The organism is Myxacorys chilensis (assembly GCF_059505265.1).
Genome location: NZ_JCACKG010000061.1, coordinates 1 through 21980, shown reverse-complemented (window position 1 = coordinate 21980; position 21980 = coordinate 1). Strand labels below are relative to the sequence as shown.

At 49.7% G+C, this 21980-nt stretch carries 28 protein-coding genes and 1 pseudogene; all 29 read right to left on the bottom strand.

The annotated features are described in order from the left end of the window. Nucleotides 1–223: 223 nt before the first annotated feature. Nucleotides 224–541: pseudogene (locus tag AC5JLB_RS03265) on the bottom strand (nuclear transport factor 2 family protein); the annotation flags it as partial. A 274-nt stretch (nucleotides 542–815) separates the two neighbouring features. Further along, nucleotides 816–1190 (bottom strand): nuclear transport factor 2 family protein, encoded by a 375-nt coding sequence (locus tag AC5JLB_RS03260; protein ID WP_495872425.1) that lies wholly within the window; start codon nucleotides 1188–1190, stop codon nucleotides 816–818. A 116-nt stretch (nucleotides 1191–1306) separates the two neighbouring features. Further along, a complete protein-coding gene (locus tag AC5JLB_RS03255; protein WP_495872424.1) occupies nucleotides 1307–2053 on the bottom strand; it encodes an alpha/beta fold hydrolase in 747 nt (248 codons plus the stop codon). Between the two features lie 79 nt (nucleotides 2054–2132). Continuing rightward, nucleotides 2133–2363, bottom strand: a complete 231-nt coding sequence (locus AC5JLB_RS03250) for a hypothetical protein (RefSeq protein ID WP_495872423.1) — start codon at nucleotides 2361–2363, stop codon at nucleotides 2133–2135. 90 nt (nucleotides 2364–2453) lie between these two features. Further along, the gene (locus AC5JLB_RS03245; protein WP_495872422.1) at nucleotides 2454–3419 is read right to left on the bottom strand and encodes an MBL fold metallo-hydrolase; all 966 of its coding nucleotides are present in this window, start codon (nucleotides 3417–3419) and stop codon (nucleotides 2454–2456) included. 89 nt (nucleotides 3420–3508) lie between these two features. Next, nucleotides 3509–3667, bottom strand: coding sequence for a cupin domain-containing protein (locus AC5JLB_RS03240; protein WP_495872427.1), 159 nt, complete (start codon nucleotides 3665–3667; stop codon nucleotides 3509–3511). A 197-nt stretch (nucleotides 3668–3864) separates the two neighbouring features. Further along, nucleotides 3865–4782, bottom strand: a complete 918-nt coding sequence (locus AC5JLB_RS03235) for an NAD(P)/FAD-dependent oxidoreductase (RefSeq protein WP_495872426.1) — start codon at nucleotides 4780–4782, stop codon at nucleotides 3865–3867. Nucleotides 4783–4839: 57 nt separating this feature from the next. After that, a complete protein-coding gene (locus AC5JLB_RS03230; RefSeq protein ID WP_495872421.1) occupies nucleotides 4840–5268 on the bottom strand; it encodes an alpha/beta fold hydrolase in 429 nt (142 codons plus the stop codon). Then, a complete protein-coding gene (locus tag AC5JLB_RS03225; protein WP_495872420.1) occupies nucleotides 5261–5482 on the bottom strand; it encodes an alpha/beta fold hydrolase in 222 nt (73 codons plus the stop codon). The genes AC5JLB_RS03230 and AC5JLB_RS03225 overlap by 8 nt, the downstream gene beginning before the upstream one ends. Nucleotides 5483–5708: 226 nt before the next feature. Further along, the gene (locus AC5JLB_RS03220) at nucleotides 5709–6095 is read right to left on the bottom strand and encodes a nuclear transport factor 2 family protein (RefSeq protein WP_495872419.1); all 387 of its coding nucleotides are present in this window, start codon (nucleotides 6093–6095) and stop codon (nucleotides 5709–5711) included. 133 nt (nucleotides 6096–6228) lie between these two features. After that, the gene (locus AC5JLB_RS03215; protein WP_495872418.1) at nucleotides 6229–6984 is read right to left on the bottom strand and encodes an SDR family oxidoreductase; all 756 of its coding nucleotides are present in this window, start codon (nucleotides 6982–6984) and stop codon (nucleotides 6229–6231) included. A 222-nt stretch (nucleotides 6985–7206) separates the two neighbouring features. Then, nucleotides 7207–7689, bottom strand: coding sequence for a RidA family protein (locus AC5JLB_RS03210; RefSeq protein WP_495872417.1), 483 nt, complete (start codon nucleotides 7687–7689; stop codon nucleotides 7207–7209). Nucleotides 7690–7787: 98 nt separating this feature from the next. Further along, nucleotides 7788–8720 carry an SDR family NAD(P)-dependent oxidoreductase gene (locus AC5JLB_RS03205; RefSeq protein WP_495872416.1) on the bottom strand — a complete coding sequence of 311 codons (933 nt, stop codon included), beginning with the start codon at nucleotides 8718–8720 and terminating at the stop codon, nucleotides 7788–7790. 249 nt (nucleotides 8721–8969) lie between these two features. After that, nucleotides 8970–9719 carry a CPBP family intramembrane glutamic endopeptidase gene (locus tag AC5JLB_RS03200; protein WP_495872415.1) on the bottom strand — a complete coding sequence of 250 codons (750 nt, stop codon included), beginning with the start codon at nucleotides 9717–9719 and terminating at the stop codon, nucleotides 8970–8972. Nucleotides 9720–9886: 167 nt separating this feature from the next. Then, the gene (locus AC5JLB_RS03195) at nucleotides 9887–10666 is read right to left on the bottom strand and encodes an SDR family oxidoreductase (protein WP_495872414.1); all 780 of its coding nucleotides are present in this window, start codon (nucleotides 10664–10666) and stop codon (nucleotides 9887–9889) included. A gap of 91 nt (nucleotides 10667–10757) precedes the next feature. Then, on the bottom strand, nucleotides 10758–12824 hold the full coding sequence (locus tag AC5JLB_RS03190) for a prolyl oligopeptidase family serine peptidase (RefSeq protein WP_495872413.1): 2067 nt from the start codon (nucleotides 12822–12824) through the stop codon (nucleotides 10758–10760). A 195-nt stretch (nucleotides 12825–13019) separates the two neighbouring features. After that, the gene (locus AC5JLB_RS03185) at nucleotides 13020–13757 is read right to left on the bottom strand and encodes an SDR family oxidoreductase (RefSeq protein WP_495872412.1); all 738 of its coding nucleotides are present in this window, start codon (nucleotides 13755–13757) and stop codon (nucleotides 13020–13022) included. A 91-nt stretch (nucleotides 13758–13848) separates the two neighbouring features. After that, nucleotides 13849–14646, bottom strand: coding sequence for a CPBP family intramembrane glutamic endopeptidase (locus AC5JLB_RS03180; protein ID WP_495872411.1), 798 nt, complete (start codon nucleotides 14644–14646; stop codon nucleotides 13849–13851). Nucleotides 14647–14866: 220 nt separating this feature from the next. Further along, nucleotides 14867–15244, bottom strand: a complete 378-nt coding sequence (locus AC5JLB_RS03175) for a hypothetical protein (protein ID WP_495872410.1) — start codon at nucleotides 15242–15244, stop codon at nucleotides 14867–14869. A gap of 17 nt (nucleotides 15245–15261) precedes the next feature. Further along, entirely contained in the window at nucleotides 15262–15549 is a 288-nt protein-coding gene (locus AC5JLB_RS03170; protein WP_495872409.1) for a hypothetical protein, read from the bottom strand. A 12-nt stretch (nucleotides 15550–15561) separates the two neighbouring features. Then, nucleotides 15562–16599 (bottom strand): NAD-dependent epimerase/dehydratase family protein, encoded by a 1038-nt coding sequence (locus AC5JLB_RS03165; RefSeq protein WP_495872408.1) that lies wholly within the window; start codon nucleotides 16597–16599, stop codon nucleotides 15562–15564. A gap of 194 nt (nucleotides 16600–16793) precedes the next feature. After that, nucleotides 16794–17549 carry an SDR family oxidoreductase gene (locus AC5JLB_RS03160; protein WP_495872407.1) on the bottom strand — a complete coding sequence of 252 codons (756 nt, stop codon included), beginning with the start codon at nucleotides 17547–17549 and terminating at the stop codon, nucleotides 16794–16796. Nucleotides 17550–17628: 79 nt separating this feature from the next. Then, a complete protein-coding gene (locus AC5JLB_RS03155) occupies nucleotides 17629–18384 on the bottom strand; it encodes an SDR family oxidoreductase (protein ID WP_495872406.1) in 756 nt (251 codons plus the stop codon). Between the two features lie 162 nt (nucleotides 18385–18546). Further along, nucleotides 18547–19140, bottom strand: coding sequence for a nuclear transport factor 2 family protein (locus AC5JLB_RS03150; RefSeq protein ID WP_495872405.1), 594 nt, complete (start codon nucleotides 19138–19140; stop codon nucleotides 18547–18549). Nucleotides 19141–19237: 97 nt separating this feature from the next. Continuing rightward, a complete protein-coding gene (locus AC5JLB_RS03145) occupies nucleotides 19238–19594 on the bottom strand; it encodes a helix-turn-helix domain-containing protein (RefSeq protein ID WP_495872404.1) in 357 nt (118 codons plus the stop codon). 231 nt (nucleotides 19595–19825) lie between these two features. Beyond that, complete coding sequence (locus AC5JLB_RS03140) at nucleotides 19826–20194, bottom strand: response regulator transcription factor (RefSeq protein ID WP_495872403.1); 369 nt, start codon at nucleotides 20192–20194, stop codon at nucleotides 19826–19828. 47 nt (nucleotides 20195–20241) lie between these two features. Continuing rightward, the gene (locus AC5JLB_RS03135; protein WP_495872402.1) at nucleotides 20242–20799 is read right to left on the bottom strand and encodes a DsbA family protein; all 558 of its coding nucleotides are present in this window, start codon (nucleotides 20797–20799) and stop codon (nucleotides 20242–20244) included. Nucleotides 20800–20926: 127 nt separating this feature from the next. Beyond that, nucleotides 20927–21295: a peptidoglycan-binding domain-containing protein gene (locus tag AC5JLB_RS03130; RefSeq protein ID WP_495872401.1), complete on the bottom strand. Its 369-nt coding sequence runs from the start codon at nucleotides 21293–21295 to the stop codon at nucleotides 20927–20929. Nucleotides 21296–21708: 413 nt separating this feature from the next. Then, nucleotides 21709–21980: response regulator transcription factor (locus AC5JLB_RS03125; protein WP_495872400.1), on the bottom strand; the 272-nt coding region annotated here is incomplete at its 5' end.

Below are 21980 nucleotides of genomic sequence, written 5' to 3'. Positions count from 1 at the left end.
GCATCGTCGGATTCCAGTATCTACTTGAATCATTCTTTATTGGGCAACGCCGAAATAGACGGCATGGTTGACTAGGCCCGCTTGGGATGAGGTGCCCTGCTTCGGCTCAGGGAAATGGGTGCAGAAAAGCCAGTCCCGTCCTTGATCCATACGATGCTGGTGAACCTTGCCCATTGGATCTCATCGCATTTTGCAAGAATATATCCTGACTTTTACAGATTGTTTACGCCGCGCTGCTGATTTTAGCCTCGACCTTGGTCTGGATGACGAAAGCTTTTAATTCGACCATCTTGCCGTTGCGAAAACGCCAGACATCGCAGTACGAGTAATGAGTTGCTCTTCCGTCTTCGTCCTTCAGGGTGAGGTCGCCGAGTGCCGTGACAAAGTCACCCTCAGCAATTAAGTTCGCGACGATATTCAAAGGTGGTTCCACATACTCCGTTACCATCCATTGGCGAACGGCTTCTTTTCCTTTCAGGGTCTTGTCGCCTACAAACGTCCATTCCGTGTCGTCGGCGCAGAACGACAAGAATCCTTCATAGTTGCCTGAGCGCGATCGCCGCGTTTGCCGCTTCTAAGATTGCTTTATTGTTCTCTGACATTTGAATCGCTCCTTTGTTCAAGTGGATGCTTTAGCGGTCTCTTTTGAAATGAGAGTCGAAATCCAAAGAGGTTGACCAGTAATTCTTGTCGTGATTTTTCAGTTTTGAACATGTCATTGACTTGACCTGCGCAACAGAATGCTTGACCAGGTTTTGGTGTTGATGGGGAGTACCAGGAGGAATGAAAATGAAATCTCCTGCTGAGTTTACGGGTTATTCGCTACTCGCTGATACAGGTTCCATATACAAGCGTGCCCACTCGATCCGATCCGCTTGTACACCAACAATAGTCACGCCGCGCATACCAAACTGCGTACCATCACGATGGGTGCCGAACCAGTGCCACTCAGCCCAGGTTGTGTCACCCTCTACTGCCAAACGGAGCAACTCTGAGTGAAAGTCTGGGATGTTGTGGAATATGACAGACCAATTCTTAGGGACATCCTCAATTCCCTCGAAACCTCTCTCAGGATGGAGTGGATGATTGCCCTGAAAGTTGGGTGCAAAGCAGGCTAAAAGCGCTTCCAGGTCTTGTGCGTTCTGTGCTTGTTGCAGTCGCTCTATGACGGCGATTTGTCTGGTTTCCATAATTTCTCCTTGTTTCTCTCCGTGTTGTAAATTGAGTCACTCAACGGTGTTCAAGCTATTTTTCTACTTCTCAAAGAACGGCAACTCGTTTATTTTGTTATGTAACCATCCTGTTGCTAGTCCCGTCCTGCCACAATAATCTTTTCTGCTAAACCGACAGGGTTAGAAAACATCACCTCATGGCTACCGGGCATTTGCACGAACCGAAATTGCCCTAAGCGGTTAGACATCCTGGGATGCCATCCCCACTCGCCTTGAGGCAGGGCAGTGTCTTCTGTACAGTAGAGGTAACTTTTAGGAATGGGCAGCGAGTAAAACTGCCTCAAGTCCAGCTTGTCAATCCACGGTTGATACGGTTCAGGAGATAGTTGTGCGTAACTTGATCGAGCCAAATCGAGGTCAGCATCGTTGAGAAACGCTTCTCGCCACATCTCAAAAGGTATAACCATCATCTGATCGTTTGATTCTCTAACTAGCTCGTCGAGTAATGTTTGAAGATGCGGTGGAACGTTATCTCTAAGGCTCTCTCCATCGTTGAGGACAAAGGCATCGAAGAAGATGAGCCGTCGAATGCGTTGCCTTTGGCCGGCGAAGCCATCGGGAATCGCTTCAGCAACTTTCGCAATGATTGTTCCGGCAAAACTATGACCTAAGAGAACAATATCGGTTAAGTCTTTGCTCACAATGTAATCAACAATCGATTGCGTACATTGAGCATGGTTAACGTTTTTATTTACGCCTTTCCCATGACCTGCGATTGTGGGAGCAAACGCCAGATGTCCTTTTGCTTCTAGATGGTCAACGACTGCTTGCCAAGCAGAACCATCATGCCAGGAGCCATGAACTAAGACAAAAGTTGACATAGAACTCCTTTAGTTACGATTTAAAAATCAAGCCCACTTGTTCTCTCTTGAAATGGATCGGTTCGCTGTAAGTCCACCATCAAAAATCAAAAATTAACTCGCTGTATATCCGCTTTTGAGCATTGCCGATCGTTCCCGCCATGCCTGCTAGGAGTGTGGCTAGGGCGCTGAGAATGATATTGCTTGTGATGTAGCGAGAGTTTGTACGTTTGAGTGTATCTCTCCGGTCTCGTGTTTTTTCAAGGCTGTTAGAGATTTGTGTTCTCATCGTATTCAATTGTGTCTCTAGAGTAGTAGAGTAGTCATTCATGAGGTTTTGCTCAATAGCTTGAAGTTTGCTCGAATAGTTGTGGTGCATCGCAACTATCATCAAGTTGCTAAAATGATTGCTATGAATCCTTTAGGGTTCACGCCAGCGGTAATCCACTGGCACCCAGGCATAACCTTGATCTGCTGCCCGAAGGTGTCCAACGCCGGGAAAGGGCAAATGTGCGCCTACTACCAAAATTCGGGATGTTTCCGCTCTCGCAAACTGTTTTTTGCGTTGTGCCGCAGCAGCATTGGCATCGACATCATAAGCAACTGTAATTTCTGGCTTGGGAAATTGCACCGAAGCAAAGTGAACAATATCGCCCCAAAACTCGATGCTCTCGCCCTTGCTTGCCGCCACATAGCAGCTATGACCAGGGGTGTGTCCGGGTGTGGGATGCGCGGTGATTCCCGGTAGAAGGGCTGTCTTGCCGGAAAACGATTTCACCTTGCCTGCATCTAAATAAGGTTTGACAGTTTTCGCGGCTTCGTCAAAGTACTTTTCAGCAACGTTGAATCGCGTGGCATTCGCTCGATCAAACCAGAAATCGACATCTGGCTTGCCGACATAAAGCGTGGCGGCAGGAAACACCCGTTGACCAGCTTCGACCAGCCCCCCACTATGATCCGTATGAATATGAGTCAGGAGGATTGCATCAATCTCGTTAGGCGTGTAGCCTGCTGCCTTTAACGATGTTTGAAGCTTGCCGCCCAGTTTTGGACCAAAAAAGGTTCCGGCTCCCGTGTCCACGAGTACTTGTTGATCTCCAGTGTCGATCAAGAAAGCATTAATCGATGCCTCGACAGGATTAGTCAGAAAGTTTTTCTGAAGCAGGCGATCGGTTTCTGTTGGGTTCGTATTCGACAGCAGCGTATGTAGATCCTGGGGGAGTGTGCCGTCGCTCAGGACTGTAATTGTGAAATCACCTAACTTGAATGGATAGACACCTGGCACTTGAGCGATCGCACTTTTGTCCAGTGATACCGCTGGAAAAATACAAGAGGTCACAATCATTAGCACTGTGGTTGCAACCGCTATCATCAGTCTAGAAAACATATTAGAACCCTTTTAGCGATAAAGGACTCGATAGATAATCACCCCTAAAGAAAGTCCAACAACAAGGGATTGCCCCAATCAGCGTGAGTTCAGTTGATGGCGTGCGGTTCGCCAAGAATGACAACAAGTAAAACTTTGTTCTCCCCTGCCCAGACCGTGAATTCTCCTTCCAGCACATAGAGTTGTTCAGAATGGTGCGTGTGGAGATCGGGAGGAGTCTGGGAGCCAGGTGGAAAGTAGCCTGCAATTAGATCGTACTATCCTCCGGTCGTGGTGCGATCAGCAAGGATGGTAAGGTAAGAACCAAAAAACCACAAAGATTGCATCATTAGATCGCTCTGTAGACTTGATATGTAATTAACACGCATGACTTTCCCTACTCTCTTGGTCTATGAAACTAGACCAGCCACGATGCTTGTTCTGATGAAGATTGAATTACCTTGATTTAGACGAAATCTTCCATAATCAGAGAGTGATTTAAGCCGCCAGCAGCAACGCTACCCTGAAAAACAGCAGCGGCGATCACTTGCATGGGTGAAGTGATGTCACCTGCCGCATAAACACCTTTGACGCTAGTTTCGTTAAAAACATTGGTCGTCTTGATTAAGTTGAATTCATTCAACTCACAGCCTAACTTTTCAGCTAGGTTTGAATGGAGTGTTTGCTTTAGTCGGATCAGTATTCCACGACGCGCAATTTTCTCGTTTGTCTCAAAAACGATGTTTTCTAATTGTCCGTTATCGCCTTCGAGTCGGATGATTTTCTCTTCGCGAACAAGGATTTTGTGGTTTTCCAACAGTGTCCTTTGATCAGCGGTTAGATCGGCTTTGCCGTTGGTGCAGAGGACTAAATCAGCACTCCAATTTTTCAGCAATGCCGCCATTTCGATGCCCGTTTCGCCATTTCCAACAATGGCAAGCGGCTCGTCGCGCACTTCCCAGGCATGGCAATAGGGACAATGAAACACGCTTTTGCCCCAGAAATCACCAAAGTTTTCGAGAGCTGGAAATTCATCCATTACCCCGAAAGCCAGCAAAATTTTGCGCGTTTTTTTTATCGTGCCATCCTCAAACACAACTTCAAATTGATTGCCGGATGGATTGATTTCCTTGACCCCGATCGCTTGAAATTCAACGCTTTTATAAGGTTTGAGTTGGTCGCGACCAATGCTCAAAAGTTCATGCGGACTGATGCCATCGCGGGTGAAAAAGCTGTGCGACTCGTGTGCGGGAGCGTTACGCGGATTCCCTTTGTCGCAGACTAACACTCGACGGCGACTTCTGCCTAAAAGCAGTGCCGCACTGAGTCCAGCGGAACCGCCACCGACAATGACGCACTCGTAAATCTCTTTGTTTTGGTTCATCATCTTTTTCTGTTCTCCAACTGGATAGACAGTCACTCCAAACTCATACACTCCGCCCTAACTTGGATTTCGCTGAACTGCTAGTGCAACTGTGACTGTACTGCCAGGTTGCACAGAACTGGCTTGAATGGCATCATTGCTGATGCGTTGGTGTAACCTCTCGGAACGAGAATCGCCAAGCAACACATCCATATTGAAGAATTTTCTGAAAAATGCAGAAAAGTAAGCTGGACGATCTTCAACAATCGCTTTCATAATGCCATCGAAAACGCTTTGGTCAACACCTTCAGAATTATCGTCGGTCTTCAGTAGGAAGGGCGGCACTGGAGCCATCAGTACGGCTTTCTGCACCCGCTCTGAGCCATATTTGCCAAGGTATCGCGTAACTTCGCCTGTTCCCATTGAAAAGCCGACCAGCACAGCATCATGTAAGTCAAGCTTGGTCATCAGCACGTTCAAATCTGCTGCAAAGGTATCGTTAGTCATAACCGAATGAGGGTTGGCTAGAATTCCCAAATCCTCGGCGATCGTAGGTAATCACCCGATATCTTTCGTTCAGCAGAACCAAGACCTGCTTTTCCCAGGAATGTCCGTTCAATGGAAATCCATGAATCAGTACAACGGGTTGACCTGTTCCCAGATCTTCGTAGTAGATATCAATGTTTACAGAGGTTTCTTGACCAACAGTAACGTAAGGCATTGCAATCTCCTATGAATACCGCATTGGATTCTCGTCTGATTTAACCGAAGTGTAATGAATTCTAATGCTCGGTTTCTTTCAGATTCTTAGGACAGTTTGTCAGATTGTTATGGTGTTACTATGCGACTGATAAAATGGCTGCGATCGCCTTAGTTACATCTGAATTCCACTGCCTACTATTTAGGCGTGCCACAAACCGGCCTTCACACTACCAGCACTCGACTGTTCAGAACATCGTGTTATCGTTAGCCGACGCTTCCGGGATGGTCTGAAGCACGTCCCAATGCTCGACTATCTTACCTTTATCATCCAGGCGGAAGATATCGATGCCTGCCCAGTCGTTGTCGCCCGGCCATTGCTGGTAGCAATGTAAGACTACATAATTGCCTTCAGCGAAGACGCGCTTAAACTGGACGCACTTGCCCGGATATTCTTTCGCCATCCTCTCGAAATATTCGATGAAAGCCTGCTTCCCGTCGGCCACCGCTGGGTTGTGCTGGATGTACACGTCGCCGACATATTTCTCGATGGCTTCTGCGGGCTGACACTGATTGAACATCAGGTCATAAAATGCTGTGACCGCCTGTTTGTTCTGCTCAAGTTTATCCGTCATCCGTTCCACACCTCACATCACCCAAAACGCCCAATGGCTCAAATCAGCGGCGACAAAGAAACTCGAACGCAGCGCTAGCGGCTTTAAACCGTCTGCTGCATTGTTAGCTGTCCGCTCTGGACACAGCACCCATTTAGATTTGTGCCATGCCACCATCAACGAATAGCTCAATGCCGTTGACAAAGCTGCTGTCATCTGAAGCCAAAAAGACAACGGCTTTGGCGATCTCGTCGGGCGTACCAGCTCGTCCCAATGGGATATTGTTAGCTTGGCTCGCCACAAATTCTTTCAACTGCTCTTCACTGAGTCCCCAGAGAAGATCGTAAGCGGGAGTCGGAATGAAACCAGGGCTGACCGCATTCACTCGAATCTGGCGGTCTTTGAGGTCGAGTGTCCAGGTGCGGGCAAACGATCGCACGGCGGCTTTGGTAGCGCCATACACGCTGAAGGCTGGGATACCCTTGATGGAATTAGTTGAGGCATTCAGAATGATGGAAGCGCCCTCTGGCATCAGCGGTAGTGCCTTCTGCACAGTGAAAAGTAGACCCTTGACATTGGTGTTGAAGGTTTTGTCAAAGTGTTCTTCGGTGATCGATCCAAGCGGGATGAGTTCGCCACCGCCAGCATTGGCAAAGATTACATCCAAGCGATCTTGCTTTTGCTTGACCGTGGCGTAAAGACGATCGAGGTCTGCCAGATTTGAGACATCGCTCTGAATGCCAGTCACGTTCTTACCAATCTCGTTTACAGCAGCATCGAGTTCAGGCTGGCGACGACCCGTGATGAAAACATAGGCACCTTCAGCGACAAATCGCTTAGCAGTAGCAAGACCGATGCCGCTGGTGCCGCCAGTGACAAGCGCAATTTTTCCTGAGAGTTTTTGTGACATAGTGTTTTCCTGGGTATGTGATTATTACTAATGCGATCTCCAAATCGGCAATTTACTTACCAATAAGCCCGCGAATCGTTTCGCCCTGATGACAAATGCCGAACGGACAGACATTCATTGGCTGGTCCGGCACCGACCAGCTCACGATTCGCGAGGACGGTTCGCGCCGGGCTGGTCGAGTGCAGTGTCGGGTTATCCCGTCGCCCGCTCCGCCTGATGAATTCAGCCTGGAATACGGGCGATGACCTTGATCTCGAAGTCGAACCCCCCGAGCCAGTTGACGCCGATCGCCGTCCAATTCGGATAAGGCGCTTCCGGGAAGACTTCGCTTTTAACGGTCATGACCGTGCCGAACTGATTCTCGGGATCGGTATGAAATGTCGTCACGTCGACGATATCGTCAAGCCCGCATCCACCCGCTTGCAGGGTCGCCTCGAGATTGGCGAATGCCAGGCGAACCTGAGCCTCAAAGTCCGGCTCGGGCGAGCCATCGCTGCGACTGCCGACCTGACCGGACACAAACAGGAGGTCACCTGATCTGATCGCTGCGGAATAGGTCTGCGACGTGTAGAGGTCATGCCGACCGGCGGGGAAAACGGCGTCACGCTGGGCCATATGGAATGCTCCTGTTGTGGGTCGCTGGAAATCTGAGAGTTTTTGTGACATGGTGTTTTCCTGGTTGAGTTTACGGGAAACGTAAGGCATGGTGATTAACGCTTACACGTCAATCAGGCATTCTTGTGAGTGTTCATCCAAGTACGAAAGTGGAATGGATTATTGCGTTTAGATGTGCGCGATAACCTTTAAGACGCAGCGCTGATCAATTCCTCGCTTTTCGCCCAAAGCTGCTTGGCTTTGTTCGCGTCGAGCGCATACGACCTGACACCGTCGGCAAACGGGTTGGGCGTGTCATCGATCGGTGCGATCGCGCAATCTTCGAGATAGTGTCCGCCGATCTCGTCTTTGTTAGCCACGACTGCTGCCCAGACCGACGTCGCGGCTGCCTGCGGGATTTCTTTCAACCCTTTCGGCGGCAGACCCGCTTCGGTACGCGCTGCGTCAACAGTCTGCAAAAGTCCCTGCAAGTCCTCCGGCGAGAAATGGCGGGGTAGATCCGTGAGACTGTTTCCGGGCATCACCGAAGCAGCCCGAATGCCGCGATCGTGATGCCGCCTGTCAAACTCCACAGCGAACAGTGAATTGGCGGTTTTCGATCGGCTATAAGCGACCCATGGATCGTACGCCTGCTGCTCGAAATTCGGATCGTCCAAGTCAATATCGGCACCCCGATGCGCGAGCGACGACAGGACTACCAGCCGTCCATTATCGGCGAGCAGCGGCTCAATCTGATTGATCAGGGCGAAATGCCCAAGATGGTTCGTCCCGAACTGGACTTCAAAGCCGTCGATCGTTCGACCGAACGGAGTTGCCATAACGCCAGCGTTAGCGATGATGGCATCGAATGGTTGACCGTCAGCCAACAGTTTATCCGCACAGGGACGAACGCTTTGCAAGGATGCCAGATCGAGATTGATCAACTTCAAGCTGCCACCTCCTTGCAACGCAGCGTCACGAACTGATGCAGTGGCTGGCTCAGCTTTAGCGAGGTTCCTGACTGCGCCGACGACGCTAGCGCCGTGAGAGACCAGTGAGCGGGCGGTTTCGCGTCCAATGCCCGACGATGCACCCGTAATGAGAAATCGCTTTCCCTTGAGATCAACGCCGGAAAGCACCACGTCGGCGGTCGATTTTGCACCAAATGTTTCAGTCATTTCTTTTTCCTTATAATTGTGCGTTTAGCACTAATGGCCAGCATCACGGCTCCAGTTAGTAGCGAGATTCGGATATGAGTCGTAGCAATCATGGTTCTCCTCCCAGCGTGAGTTGGTGGCTCTACGTTGTGTCTGCGCCTATCAGGATCGGGCGGATGGTTCGAAAACAAGCGAGCCATTGGAAAGACACCCTTTTCGAGTGATGGTGACTATTCAGGCCGTTCTGATGAGCACCATCACAAAGACCGTGGGCAGGTTGTTGATAACGTGAGCGATGACGCCAGGCCAGACTGAGCCGCTGCGGCGGAACATTTCAGCGCTGATGAGACCAAATACCAAAGCCACTGGGAAGACGGTGTTGATGCCGTGAGCGAGGGCGAAGATCAGCGTGCTGCCCACAACGCCAATCAACGGGCCGTAGCGGAGCAGCGCGTTGGTGATGACACCCCGGAATAGCAGTTCCTCGACGAGGGGCACGAGAAGACCGATAAACAGCGTGGCCAGGACCAGGGACAGCACCCCACCGCTGCCACCGTCACCGAACACCTCCTGAGGGGTGGAGCTATCTCCGGTGAGGGCGGTGTAGGCCATGACCGCAAAACCCTTGGCCACGAAGGCGACCACCCCTGCTCCGACCCCAATGAGCAGCCAACGCCAAGAGACGCGACGCACGCCAAAGGCGTGCAGGGAGCGAATCCGCAGCAGCACGGCTGCCGCAAACCCGGCGAAGGGGGCGATAACAGACAGCGCGGCGAGGGCCAGTCCGTAGACGACGGGATCGAGATCGAGCTGCCCGGACAGCAACACACCCCCACGTGCGACAGCGCTAAAGACGACGAGACCGACAACGATCTCGAGCCAGCCCGGACGGGAGGGCTTGTTGGGTGAGGACTGCTCTGAAACAGCGGCAAAGGTCTTTCCCTGTCCCTGTGGGGAGTTAAAAGGCACTTTGGACATCATCATCACCTCTTAAGTTCTCTTTGTCTTAGTTCATGTGAGTGTAGTCAGTTCCAGCACTCAACTTCTTGCAGATTCTTATGGAGTTTCCGATGGAATTAGCGAACCTATTTCAGTGTTACTTTAGTAAGTCGCTTGAAGTGCTGTATCAAACATTTCGCACTGCCGATCGACTATTGCGCTACATACCCACCATCTACCATCAACGTTTCACCTGTTATGAACGATGCCAGGTCAGATGATAAAAACAGAACTGCATTTGCAACTTCAAGCGGTGTTCCAATTCGTCCGATCGGGTGGAGTCCTGTTATGTAAGCTTTGACCTCATCCTGCCCACCTGTAGCTGCTTCAAACATATCTGTTTCGATTGCTGCTGGTGCAACGGCATTGATGCGAATACCCGCTTTGGCATATTGGAGCGCAGCAGCTTTTGTTAAACCGACTACTGCATGTTTACTCGCGGTGTAGAGGGGTTGGGTAGGAACTGCAACGACTCCAGCCCCAGATGATGTATTGACGATGCACATAGTGCCGCCAGAGGCGAACGAACCACTTCCCTGTTTCAACATCTGAGCGATTTCATGCTTCATCGACAACCAAACGCCTTTGACATTGACGTTCATAATGCGATCGTATTCCGCTTCTGGTTGCTCAATCAATGAGGGATTTTCGCCGACAGTTCCTGCATTATTAAAGGCAATATCTAACCGACCAAAAATGCTAACCGCTTTATCAACCATTGCTTTAACATCGGCTTCTTTCGTGACATCTGCTTGCACAAAAATCGCCTCTCCGCCAGCTTCCTGAATCAATCGAACCGTTTCTTCACCTTCATCCATGCGACGGCCAACAACAACAACCTTTGCTTGCTGTTGGGCATAAGCGATCGCCGTTGCACGACCAATTCCTGAAGTTCCGCCAGTGACTAACGCCACTTTATCTTGCAGTATCATTGTGCTTCTCCTGTTCTATTTTCATACAGCATGTTGATCTCATGCCTTGCTTCATGTCCGTTTATCGGGGTGTTCTGCTGCCATGCTCCGATCATTTCCTATTCCCAACATCCAGCCCTGTCCAGTGAGCCGCAAAAGCCCACATATCCACCGTTTCCTCGATGATCTTGTCGGTGGGCTTGCCTGCTCCATGTCCCGCGCGTGTCTCAATCCGGGCAAGGTGAGGCTTGTCACCCACATCCGCCGCCTGGAGCGCGGCGACATATTTGAAGGTGTGTCCCGGCACTACGCGATCGTCTGTGTCGGCAGTGGTAGCAAGAATCGCGGGATATACCTTGCCGGACTGGATGTTGTGATACGGCGAATAGTTCAAGAGGTTGCGGAAATCCGCTTCCTGTGACGGAGACCCAAACTCGTCTACCCATGTTTTCCCGCTCGTGAACTGGTCGAAGCGGAGCATGTCCATGACACTAACCTGGGGCAGCGCGGCGGCGAACAGATCCGGTCGCTGATTGACCACTGCGCCGATCAGGAGCCCACCATTCGATCCACCCTGAATCGCCAAGCCATCTTGTGGCGTGATGCCCTGCGCCTTGAGATACTCACCCGCCGCGATGAAATCGTCGAAGACATTTTGCTTGTTCTGACGACGACCTGCTTCATGCCATGCCTTGCCATATTCGGAACCGCCGCGAATATTGGCGACCGCGTACACTCCGCCCTGTTCGACCCAGCCCAAAGGCTCCGGCGAGAAGAAGGGAGGCATGGGGATGCCAAAGCCCCCATAGGCATAGAGCAGAGTCGGTGCCGGACGGGTCACATCCTTGCGTCGGACGATAAACATCGGGACACGGGTGCCATCCTTCGACCTGTAGAACCGCTGTTCGACTGCAATCTGGCTGAGATCGATCGCCACCTTGGGTTGTGCCCACACCCGCGCCGTGTTGCTGGCGACATCATATCGATAGATCGTGTCCGGAGCGTTAAAGCTGGTGAAGACGAAGAAGGTTTCTGGGTCGTCCTGTTTGCCCTTAAAACCGCCAGCGGTGCCGATACCGGGCAGCTTCACCATCCCATCAGCCTTGCCATCCAGCGTGTAGCGTCGAATTTCCGTCTTCACGTCAGCCAGATAGGAGATCAGCAACCGTCCAGCGACCAGCGACGGATTGAGCAGCACTGAATCCTGCTCCGGCACCACATCCTTGATCGCTGGGTCGGCAGCGGCGATGTCCATCGTCACGACCTTGAAGCGCGGCGCATCCTGGCTAGTCATGAGGAAGAACTTCGTCCCCACATTGCCGACGACACCCCATTGATGATCGAGATTATCGACCAGTTTGCGGGGTTTCCAGTCGGCGCTCTGGAGATCCACCACGGTCAGTGTGTTGGTTGCTGAAATGGGCGTAGAAGCGATCGCGAGATAACGCCCGTCTTCGGTGATGCTCAAGTCATGCAGCATGTTCGGCTGATCCGGGTTTGTATAGACCAGCCGATCTTGCGCCTGGGGGGTGCCGATCGCATGAAAATAGACGGCATGGTTGGCTATGCTGGCTTGCGATTCGTTGCCCTGCTTCGGCTCCGGGTAACGGGCGTAGAAAAAGCCAGATCCGTCCTGAGTCCAGGCGATGCTGGTGAATCTCGCCCATTTGACCTGATCGTCGAGTACCTTGCCCGTGTTCACGTCCAGCACTCGAAGCGTGCGCCAGTCGGTGCCGCCATCCTGCACCGCATAAGCCACGCGCTTGCCATCATCAGAAGCTGACCACTCGGCAAGTGCGGTCGCCCCGTCCTTTGCCCAACTGTTGGGATCGATCAGCACGCGCCCTGCGCTATCCACGCTGTCGCGGACATAAAGAACCTGCTGGTTCTGAAGTCCGGAATTATGGAGGTAGAAATACCGCCCCCCCTTTTTGACCGGAATGCTGAACCGCTCATAGTTGTACAACTGTTTCAGTCGGTTCTTGAAGATATCTCGACCCGGCAGCGTATTGAGATAAGCGTTGGTAACTTTGTTCTGTGATTCGACCCACGCGGCAACTTCCTTGTCGTTGCGGACATCGTTTTCCAGCCAGCGATAGGGGTCGGAAACCGTCTGCCCGAAAGGCTTCTCGACGACATCGACTCGCTTGGTTTCAGGATAGGCGATTGTAGGCATCATTGCTGTAGACTCCGTGCAGGCGGAGGCGAAATGGATAGTAAAAAGCAGCGTAAGAGCGAAAAGGGCTACGCGGTGTATCGGTATCTTTTGAATCATTTTTGCTATTCTCCAATTTTTATAAGGAGTCGATGGAGCAACTGACGTGGGTGCAGCGGAACAAGGACAACCTACCGTAGTTGCTCAAGCAGTCAAAAATTAACTCGCTGTATATCCACCATCAATCGCCAAAGGTTGCCCAGTAATGTAGCTAGCAGCATCAGAACACAGAAACACAACCGCTTGAGCAATTTCTGTTGCCTGACCGATCCGATCCATCGGAACCATCCTTCCTAAATCATCAAACGTAATGCCCATCTGAGCAGCGCTACGAGCCATTAGATCAGTCGCAATCGGACCAGGATTGACGGCATTAATCCGAATGCCCTGTTTGGCATAGTCAAGCGCAGCCGATCGCGTCAGTCCCATTACTGCGTGTTTGCTAGCAACGTAGGGAGAGATCCCTGGAAGCGCAACGAGACCATTCGTTGACGAATTGTTCACGATCGCGCCTGCGCCCTGGGTGAGCATCTGTTGAATTTCATATTTCATGCACAGAAATATCCCTCGTGCATTGATTGACATGATCTGATCAAAGTTCTCGATCGATTGCTTGTGCAGTGGTTTAACAGCAAGATCAATGCCAGCATTGTTAAAGGCACAATCGAGTCTGCCGTAGGTCGCGATCACTTTCTGTACCAAGGCTTGCACGTCCGTTTCACTGGAGACATCTGCTTTCACAAACAAGCACTCCGCTCCAGTCTCGCGAATTAGCGCAGCTGTTTCTTCCCCTTCTACATTGGGTCTGTCACAGAAGACCACTGTTGCGCCCGCAGCACCGAAGGCGATCGCAGTTGCTCGACCAATTCCTGAAGTTCCGCCAGTGACTAACGCCACTTTAATCTTGAAGTATCATTCTATTTCTCCTAAAATCTAAGTCCGGTTGTTCTCTCTTGAAATAATCATGGAAATCGCTTTAGAAAAAAGCTTAGACAAATCTTGCCAGCAAAAGGCTAAGAGCAAAGGAAAAGGAAAAGGCATGAAAGCTGACATGGGATAACATCGCAGCCTCAAGCGAGTATTGCCAAAAGAGCCAACCAAAAGCAATGCCAGCAATCCCATTGAGTAATATCGCTCGGATAATCACAAGGGGAGTGAGTGGAACTATCGCGGCAGTTGCGGGCAGGTGTAAAAGTCCAAATACCAGCGCTACTAGCACAATCGCACCTTGGTATATTCCTTGGCTTGGCAACGTAATGCCTTGTTTTAAGACCTTCCACGCTATCCAAACAAGCAGCGACATTAAGCCCCAGCGCATCAGAATTTCCTCAGTGATGCCGCCATAAAGCATTGCTGTAAGCGAACTCAGCCAATTCGGTTCTGTGTGATGGGATGCCTGTAGCGCTTCAGGTAGAGCAGGTTTCATGAACCGATCGAGCAACAGGAGAATGATCGTTGTCGCTGCACCCACACCCAAGCTCCATTTCATCTCAATGACAGAAAATGGAATCTTAGGGGTATGAAGTACCCAGTAGTCAATCAAATGTGAGCGTAATCCAACGCGATAGGCACAGCCAATTCCGATCAGAATGTTGATTGCCAGTAGAACTGTAGGCTGTAGTCCTTGTAGCAGTATTAAAACCCACAGTGGTGGAACTTTTGCCAGTATTTCTGGAGACAGTTTCGCCAACTGTTGCTCAACTAATGGAACCGACGTAATCGTAAACATCGCAATTCCCGCAATGCCCAACACAAATAGAATCCCAAATTGTTTTAAAACTGCCATTGATTTAATCTCTAGAGACATTAGAATACTGGGTAGACCCAATGCCAAGATAGAGAATGACAACTGGTGACTAACGCCACTTTATCTTGAAGTATCATTGTGCTTCTCCTAGCATTAATTTCGTTGCATTGATCTGAAGCGTACTAAGGTCCAATGCTTGATTTCTTCCAGATTCTTAGGGTGAAGCGCAAGTTCGTTTCGGCAGCATCCGATTTAGATACTAATGTTCAGAATTCACTTGCCATGTCATCACAATGATTTCTGCAAACATTAAGACAACTAATAGCCTCGAAAACGCTCGTAAAATGGCTTCCATCGTCCAGTTCTGACTCTGAACATCCCAGATCATCCAAACAATGTTCACTCCAATCACCAACCAGGGTAGAATTACCGCTGAATTCCGTCTGCGATAGAAGCGGATCGTCGTCTCGCGCCAAAATGGGAAGGTGCTGAGGAGACAAGCAATGTAGGAGGCTCCTGCACTGACGAACAAGCTTGTTTGAAGACTCGAAGGCAGGTTTGGGTATCCAAGCGCGATCGCACTCAGACAAACTCCCAGCGCGAGATACAGGAAGGTAAATAAGGTAAATCGTTTCATTCTTTCTCCAATAGAGCTTATTCTCTGTACCAGACACGCACGCATTGAAAGCAATTGATTGTCACGCCTTGACTGATCATCACTGGGTGGAAACTATTACTGACCGTCAATCCGTAGTCACCATCACTTGTGCCTTCTATCCGATCGGGTAAAACGACAGTTTCAACATTGATCACCTGTGTCGTTGTATTTTCGATCCACTGATTGACAGTACTCACAACCTCAGAGAAAGATTCATACTCGGAAGCTCCGCCGAAGGGTCCCCGTTCAGTGATCCGAGGCGCAAAATCTTTGCATTTAATCATTTTTCCACCACCTTAAAACTGTAGAGTTGACTTAGAGTCTTCGTAGATAGTCGCTCCCGCACTGCGGAGTTCATTTAGAAACCATTCGGTATCCGAGAGCAGTTCGGGTAGGTAAAGCCCAGGGCGGGCAGGAGCGCGGTCGTTCAGTCCCAATACCGATACGAGAGAAAGAACGACGCTCAGACCCGTTAGTGAGGCTGCGCCATGCTTGAACTCCAGCATCGATCGCGAACGCTGCGTTCGACCATCGGCTTCGCCCTCAATCTCGACGACGATCTCGGTCGCTGCCTCACCGCCCCGGTGGCGACTGGATGATTTGTCAGTCACTAGGTCGAAACGTACATTTGGTGCCCCAGTGGCAGCATGGAGGCTAGCGATATCAAACGTGGAAAATGCGGTAGCATCAAGTGAGCGACCGTCAATTGATTCGATCTTGCCCTTTGCTGCGTCGCCGGACAGCCATACGCGCCGCCCACCCTCGAATACCATTGCGGGGGGAGCAGCCCCGTGTACCCGCTCCATATCTTCGAGCGACGCTGGACCTGCTGGATCATTCTCGTCGAGGATTGCTCCGATCCGGATGGAGTGGATGACCTCGAAGCCTTTGACACTGTTGAGTGCCAGAAACACAGCCGCACCAGCCATCCAGTGACTGGCGAGCACGACGGGTGCTGCGGTCGCACGATGCGCGAACATCACCAACTCAGGTCCGATTTCGGTGAGGGCAGCGTTGATGTTCAGGTAAGGGATGCCCAAGTCCTGCGCGTAGTTCAGTCCTTTGAGTCCGGCTTCGGGAGCCAACATGACCACAGCAGCTACTGTGACATCATCACCGAGACCCAAGTGGGGCTTATCGAGATCTATGGCAATAGCTTCGGCAGCGTCCACCTCCTGGGCGATTTCACCTGCCGATTGCAGGTTCCGTCCTCCGACGAGCACTCGAACGCTGGGATGCCTCTCGCGGAACCACCTGACGGCAGTGCGCCCTACGAAGCCCGATCCTCCGGCAAAAAGTACCTGTCCTAAAGCCACCTTATTTTCAAGTATCATGATTTTTACCTCTTGTTATGAAACCAGTTGCATTTACTTGAGTGTGATGACTTCCAACACTCAGTTTCTTTCAGATTCTGATGGTGCTTCTTTCAGCGATAGTGAATCTGTGTCGAGTTCATTCCAGCAAATCGCTTAGAAACCACCTATTCAGAACTGCGATCGCAAAAAGATATCTGAAGGCAGATCGCGATTTAGCCTGCTGTATATCCACCATCGATCGCTAAGGGTTGTCCCGTAATGTAGCTGGCAGCATCAGAGCAGAGAAACACAACCGCTTGAGCAATTTCCGTTGCCTGACCGATCCGACCCATTGGAACCATAGATCCGAGATCATCGAACGTGATGCCCATCTGGTCAGCGCTACGAGCCATGAGGTCAGTCGCAATCGGACCAGGATTGACGGCATTGATCCGAATACCTTGTTTGGCATAGTCCAGAGCTGCCGATCGCGTCAGCCCCATGACTGCATGTTTGCTGGCGACGTAAGGAGAGATCCCCGGAAGCGCAACAAGACCATTCGTTGACGAGTTGTTCACGATCGCGCCTGCGCCTTGGGTTAACATCTGCTGAATTTCGTATTTCATACAGAGAAATAGCCCTCGTGCATTGATCGACATGATCTGGTCAAAATCCTCGATCAATTGTTCATGCAACGGTGTAACAACAAGATCAATTCCAGCATTATTAAAGGCACAATCGAGTTTGCCGTAGGTTGCGATCGCTTTCTGCACCAATTCCCGGACATCCGCCTCACTCGATACATCTGATTTCACGAACAAGCATTCCGCCCCAGTCTCGCGAATCAAATCAGCAGTTTCTTCACCTTCTACACCGCGTATGTCCGAGAAGACCACTTTGGCTCCAGCAGCACCGAATGCGATCGCAGTTGCTCGACCAATTCCCGATGCGCCTCCCGTGACTAACGCTACTTTATCCTGAAGTATCATTCTATTTCTAAAATCAAGTCCGGTTGTTCTCTCTTGAAATGGATCGATTCACTGTGAGCCCACCATCAAAAATCAGAAATTAACTCACTGTGACTCCGCCATCGATCGCAAACGGTTGCCCTGTGACATAGCTGGCAGCATCAGAACATAGAAAAACAACGACTTGAGCGACTTCTTCTGCTTGAGCAATGCGACCCATCGGTACTATCGCGGTAAGATCGTCAGCCGTGATGCGCATTTTCTGAAGGACACGATCGAGCATTTCAGTCGCAATGCTGCCAGGATTCACCGCATTAATCCGGATGCCCTGCTTGGCATAGTCAAGTGCTGCCGATCGCGTTAACCCCATGACGGCATGTTTACTTGCAACGTAAGGAGATGCCCCTGGAAGACCAATCAACCCTGCAATTGAGGAGTTATTAACAATCGCGCCAGATCCTTGAGACAACATTTGCTGAATTTCGTACTTCATGCACAAAAATAGTCCCCGGACATTGATTGCCATCAATTTGTCAAACTCCTCGATCGATTGTTCGTGCAGCGGTTTAAGGAATCCATCAATGCTCGCATTATTAAATGCACAATCGAGTTGTCCGTAGGTTGTAACTGTCTTTTGCACTAGCGCTTTGATGTCTTCCTCATTTGAAGCATCGGAATGGACATATAAACATTCAGCACCTGTTTCACGAATCAGTTTAGCGGTTTTTTCTCCTTCTGCATCGCGTCTGCCGGAGAACACAACTTTTGCACCCGCAGCACCAAAGGCGATCGCGGTTGCTCGACCGATGCCCGATGTTCCGCCAGTCACCAAAGCAACCTTGTCTTTCAGCATCATGATAGTTACCTCTTGTTGTGAATGGCTGTGTCACTTTGTCAAAAACTCAATGAGCAATACGTGTAGGAGCCAGCAATAAGAAGCACCTCCTACACCCAGGATGAGTACGATCCTGGTTGCAAAATGGCGGGTTTAGGCATTGATATTTGCTGGCTCCTACACTTAGTCGCGATCGCTGGCATGATCGATCAGTGCGTTTGAGGGCAAGCTCGGATCAAGTACCTTGCGCGCACTGTCAACCCCTACAACGGGCAGCGTACCAGGATCGAGCAAGCCAAGTTGAATCAATACACTCGCCTGATCCCAGTAGAGGTGCTCATGGGCTAGCTTGCCGTCACGGAACTGGACAATCACTACCACTGGCACTTCCACCCGTTTAAGAGTCGGAGCAATGCCGGGTAGCATCCAGTCCATCCGAACGGTATGAGTGAACTTACCCACCATTTCATCGACGAGCCGATCGGTCCCGATTGTGCGCGAGATCGGGGTCAGCTCCATGTCCGGCGGTATTTGTGGAATGAAGTATTTGGAATAAAACTCGCGCAGTGCTGGTTTCCCGACTCCCCCAGTCATTACCGGAATGTGGTTGACGTAAGCATCCTCAACCATCGTGGCGAGGGCATCTTCAGTGTTGTGAGTGCCAAACTCGTGTCGCAGATGCTCTTCCCAAAGTGCTTGCAAAGACTCCTGGGCTGGTGTCAGGTTGCTAGTTGCCTTTCCATTTGCTTGTTCGTCTACAGATTGCTGTTTGACCATGATTGGATTCTCCTAGTTCTATCTATTTGAAGTGTATTGAGTTCCAAGGCTCGACTTCTTTCAAATTCTTACAATGATTTGTCAGATTCTTGTGGAATTAACGAACCTGCTTTGGTGTCATTCCAGTAATTCGCTTAAACTGTTGGTTCAAATGGCTTTGACTGGAAAACCCAGTTTGGAAAGCAATATCAGCAATGGTTAAATCCGTTTTCGATAACATCGATTTCGCCCGTTCCACCCGTTGTTGAATCACGTACTGATGCGGAGAAATTCCTGTAGTCTGTTTGAATAAACTGGCAAAGTAAGTCGGGCTGATATTGATAACGCTGGCAAGTTCAATCAGTGACAAATCTCGGTCAATGTGAGTGTGAATATAGTCAATCGCTTGCTGCAATTGAGTGTGCGTTAAGCCTTTGTTTTTGAATTCAAGGGTTGGCGTTGTAATGGTTAGCATGGTGCAAAAATTGGTAGTTTGTTCGACAGGAAAAGCTAACCGTCAAAATCAGGTAGCTTACTGGCACTAGCAAGCAAAAACAGAACCTTTAAGTTGGAAATTGAGCACAACAAAGCTGCCCAAGATCTAAAAGCATGAGCCTTTAAATATCGACCGAATTGTCATGAATTAGATTGAAACCTTGCTCACTTCTCAGAAATAAGCACTAGGCACGAATGTGTCAGAAGTTGCTCACATAAGCTTCTTCAGAATGTCGCGAATATGAGTTTTTGCCGTACCCACAGAAATATTAAGCTTCCGAGCGATCGCGATACTGTTGTCTCCATCAACAATCAATTGCAACACCTCCAACTCCCGATCTGTGAGTGATTCAGCGAGAATCATTTGCCTTAAGTTTGAATCAACTGCGTGAATCGCGATCGCCTCAACCGAGTTACTGTCATCAGATGGAGGAGGATAGGCTTGTTGGAGCCGCTCAGCGACCTCTTGGGCAACCGTAACAAGAACATGATTAGGAGAGAGCGCAGTGGGAAAATGAGTCTGAGTTGAAAACCTCGATTGCTTGAAATCATTTTTGGTCGATCGTGGACTGGATTTCATAAAATTGTCCTCAGTCAAGCATGGATGGCGAGCAAAGGTTGGGAAGCTTAATGACTTGCAGTAACAATGGCTGTCATTAACTCTGTCATCTTCCAGCGTCCGGTATATCGAATGTTATTGATAAATAGGGCTGGAGTAGTCGTTACTCCACTCTTGCATCCACTTTCGATATCTTCATTGATGCGATCGATATGCACTTGTTTAGACAACTCTTTGAGAAATTGAGGGATATCAAGCCCTAAATCGTTGGCGTACTCTACAAGATAACCATTTTCTAACTTCTGTTGATGGGCAAACAAAGCGTCGTGCATCGACCAAAACTGTCCTTGAGCAGCAGCGGCTTCAGCAGCTTGGGCGGTCCGTTGAGTATGAGAATGAATCTGTGCTTGCGGAAAATGACGGAAGATAAAACATAAATCATCCTCTCCAAAAACAGCACTAAGCTCTCGTTTGATTGCTTTAATCAGCTTGTAAACGTCTGCACTTCTGGGGTCTTGATAGTCTCCATACATCACCAGCACGACCTTAGCACTCAGCACACCCTGCATCCAATCTTGGGTTGAAGGGGGTACAAGTAAGGAACTGTGGCTACGATCGTCGTTCATTGTTCTACATCTGCATCAAGCCTGGAACCTTGCAATAAAAGCTGGGAAAAACCTTATGATTCAAGACATTCCCAGCGTCAGCAATTTGAACGTGAGTTGAACAACTTTGAGATCGGTGATTGCTGCGTTAGCGTAGGTTCCGCCAACGGCGAGCAAATTCCCTTAGAACTGAACTAGAGAGTTGCGATTGCAGCCATTCAAATGCCTCTTTTTGATAGGGATATTTCGATGGCTCGTAGTAAATGGCTGCATCAGTCAGTTGAATGGGGCCACCTCGACGAAGGGCTTGCCAAGTTTGAGGGCCAACGATGCCATCTGTAGCAATGCCACTTTGCTTTTGAAACTGAACCACTGCGGCACGAGTCGCATCGCCAAAGATTCCATCGACTGCAATGTTGATTCCTTTCGCATTCAACAATTGTTGTAGCTCACTGACAGCAGCACCAGAATCGCCTTGGCGTAGCATTGGGTCTGTAACTGTGGGAGTAGAGGTCATAAATTTATCTCCAATGTGTTAGGGTTGAAAACTCAATCAGCTTCACCAGCTCTAGAGGAGCATGATTTGCCTGATTGGATGCACTTCTGGCAAGATTTGCCCAGTTGTGATTCTGCAAATAGGATTCACGGTTGATTAGGCTAGGAAATAGGTGCTGCAATTGGCAAAATTCGCTGCATCACTCATGTTCTCAAAACAACGATACAAGGTTGCCATTTCTGCTCCAATTAACTTGCTCAATCCATTGACTGCATCTTTGTTTGCATACATTTAATGTAGGAGATCGCTTTCAAGTCGTCGTCTATAGCGAGTTAAAACTTTTACAGTACAAATTAATAGAGTAACTATGCGATCGCAAAGTAGAAGACTGACTATAACTCAAGTTAGACTCTCAACTCGATCGAAAGTACACCCTACAAACTAACAATGCCGCGCTTAACGGCAACAATCACCGCTTGAGTACGATCGCTGACATCTAACTTATTCAAAATCCGATTCACATGAGATTTAACCGTCCCTTCACCGATACTCAAAGCAGCCGCAATATCCGCGTTACTCATCCCCTGTGCGAGTGAGCGGAGTACAGCCAGTTCTCGTTCACTCAGTTCTGGATTGCTGAGACGTTGTACTAACTTTGCTCCCACATCGGGCGGAATGTACTTTTGACCCCGATGAACGGTACGAA

Coding starts and splice junctions, on each gene's coding strand:
- AC5JLB_RS03245 (WP_495872422.1), bottom strand. CDS start 3,419: ATGTTTTCTAGACTGATGATAGCGGTTGCAACCACAGTGCTAATGATT.
- AC5JLB_RS03255 (WP_495872424.1), bottom strand. CDS start 2,053: ATGTCAACTTTTGTCTTAGTTCATGGCTCCTGGCATGATGGTTCTGCT.
- AC5JLB_RS03195 (WP_495872414.1), bottom strand. CDS start 10,666: ATGATACTGCAAGATAAAGTGGCGTTAGTCACTGGCGGAACTTCAGGA.
- AC5JLB_RS03250 (WP_495872423.1), bottom strand. CDS start 2,363: ATGAATGACTACTCTACTACTCTAGAGACACAATTGAATACGATGAGA.
- AC5JLB_RS03155 (WP_495872406.1), bottom strand. CDS start 18,384: ATGATGCTGAAAGACAAGGTTGCTTTGGTGACTGGCGGAACATCGGGC.
- AC5JLB_RS03150 (WP_495872405.1), bottom strand. CDS start 19,140: ATGGTCAAACAGCAATCTGTAGACGAACAAGCAAATGGAAAGGCAACT.
- AC5JLB_RS03145 (WP_495872404.1), bottom strand. CDS start 19,594: ATGCTAACCATTACAACGCCAACCCTTGAATTCAAAAACAAAGGCTTA.
- AC5JLB_RS03160 (WP_495872407.1), bottom strand. CDS start 17,549: ATGATACTTCAGGATAAAGTAGCGTTAGTCACGGGAGGCGCATCGGGA.
- AC5JLB_RS03190 (WP_495872413.1), bottom strand. CDS start 12,824: ATGATGCCTACAATCGCCTATCCTGAAACCAAGCGAGTCGATGTCGTC.
- AC5JLB_RS03260 (WP_495872425.1), bottom strand. CDS start 1,190: ATGGAAACCAGACAAATCGCCGTCATAGAGCGACTGCAACAAGCACAG.
- AC5JLB_RS03135 (WP_495872402.1), bottom strand. CDS start 20,799: ATGAACGACGATCGTAGCCACAGTTCCTTACTTGTACCCCCTTCAACC.
- AC5JLB_RS03215 (WP_495872418.1), bottom strand. CDS start 6,984: ATGTCACAAAAACTCTCAGGAAAAATTGCGCTTGTCACTGGCGGCACC.
- AC5JLB_RS03210 (WP_495872417.1), bottom strand. CDS start 7,689: ATGCCTTACGTTTCCCGTAAACTCAACCAGGAAAACACCATGTCACAA.
- AC5JLB_RS03220 (WP_495872419.1), bottom strand. CDS start 6,095: ATGACGGATAAACTTGAGCAGAACAAACAGGCGGTCACAGCATTTTAT.
- AC5JLB_RS03170 (WP_495872409.1), bottom strand. CDS start 15,549: ATGATTAAATGCAAAGATTTTGCGCCTCGGATCACTGAACGGGGACCC.
- AC5JLB_RS03200 (WP_495872415.1), bottom strand. CDS start 9,719: ATGATGATGTCCAAAGTGCCTTTTAACTCCCCACAGGGACAGGGAAAG.
- AC5JLB_RS03180 (WP_495872411.1), bottom strand. CDS start 14,646: ATGGCAGTTTTAAAACAATTTGGGATTCTATTTGTGTTGGGCATTGCG.
- AC5JLB_RS03235 (WP_495872426.1), bottom strand. CDS start 4,782: ATGAACCAAAACAAAGAGATTTACGAGTGCGTCATTGTCGGTGGCGGT.
- AC5JLB_RS03165 (WP_495872408.1), bottom strand. CDS start 16,599: ATGATACTTGAAAATAAGGTGGCTTTAGGACAGGTACTTTTTGCCGGA.
- AC5JLB_RS03175 (WP_495872410.1), bottom strand. CDS start 15,244: ATGAAACGATTTACCTTATTTACCTTCCTGTATCTCGCGCTGGGAGTT.
- AC5JLB_RS03140 (WP_495872403.1), bottom strand. CDS start 20,194: ATGAAATCCAGTCCACGATCGACCAAAAATGATTTCAAGCAATCGAGG.
- AC5JLB_RS03230 (WP_495872421.1), bottom strand. CDS start 5,268: ATGACTAACGATACCTTTGCAGCAGATTTGAACGTGCTGATGACCAAG.
- AC5JLB_RS03130 (WP_495872401.1), bottom strand. CDS start 21,295: ATGACCTCTACTCCCACAGTTACAGACCCAATGCTACGCCAAGGCGAT.
- AC5JLB_RS03225 (WP_495872420.1), bottom strand. CDS start 5,482: ATGCCTTACGTTACTGTTGGTCAAGAAACCTCTGTAAACATTGATATC.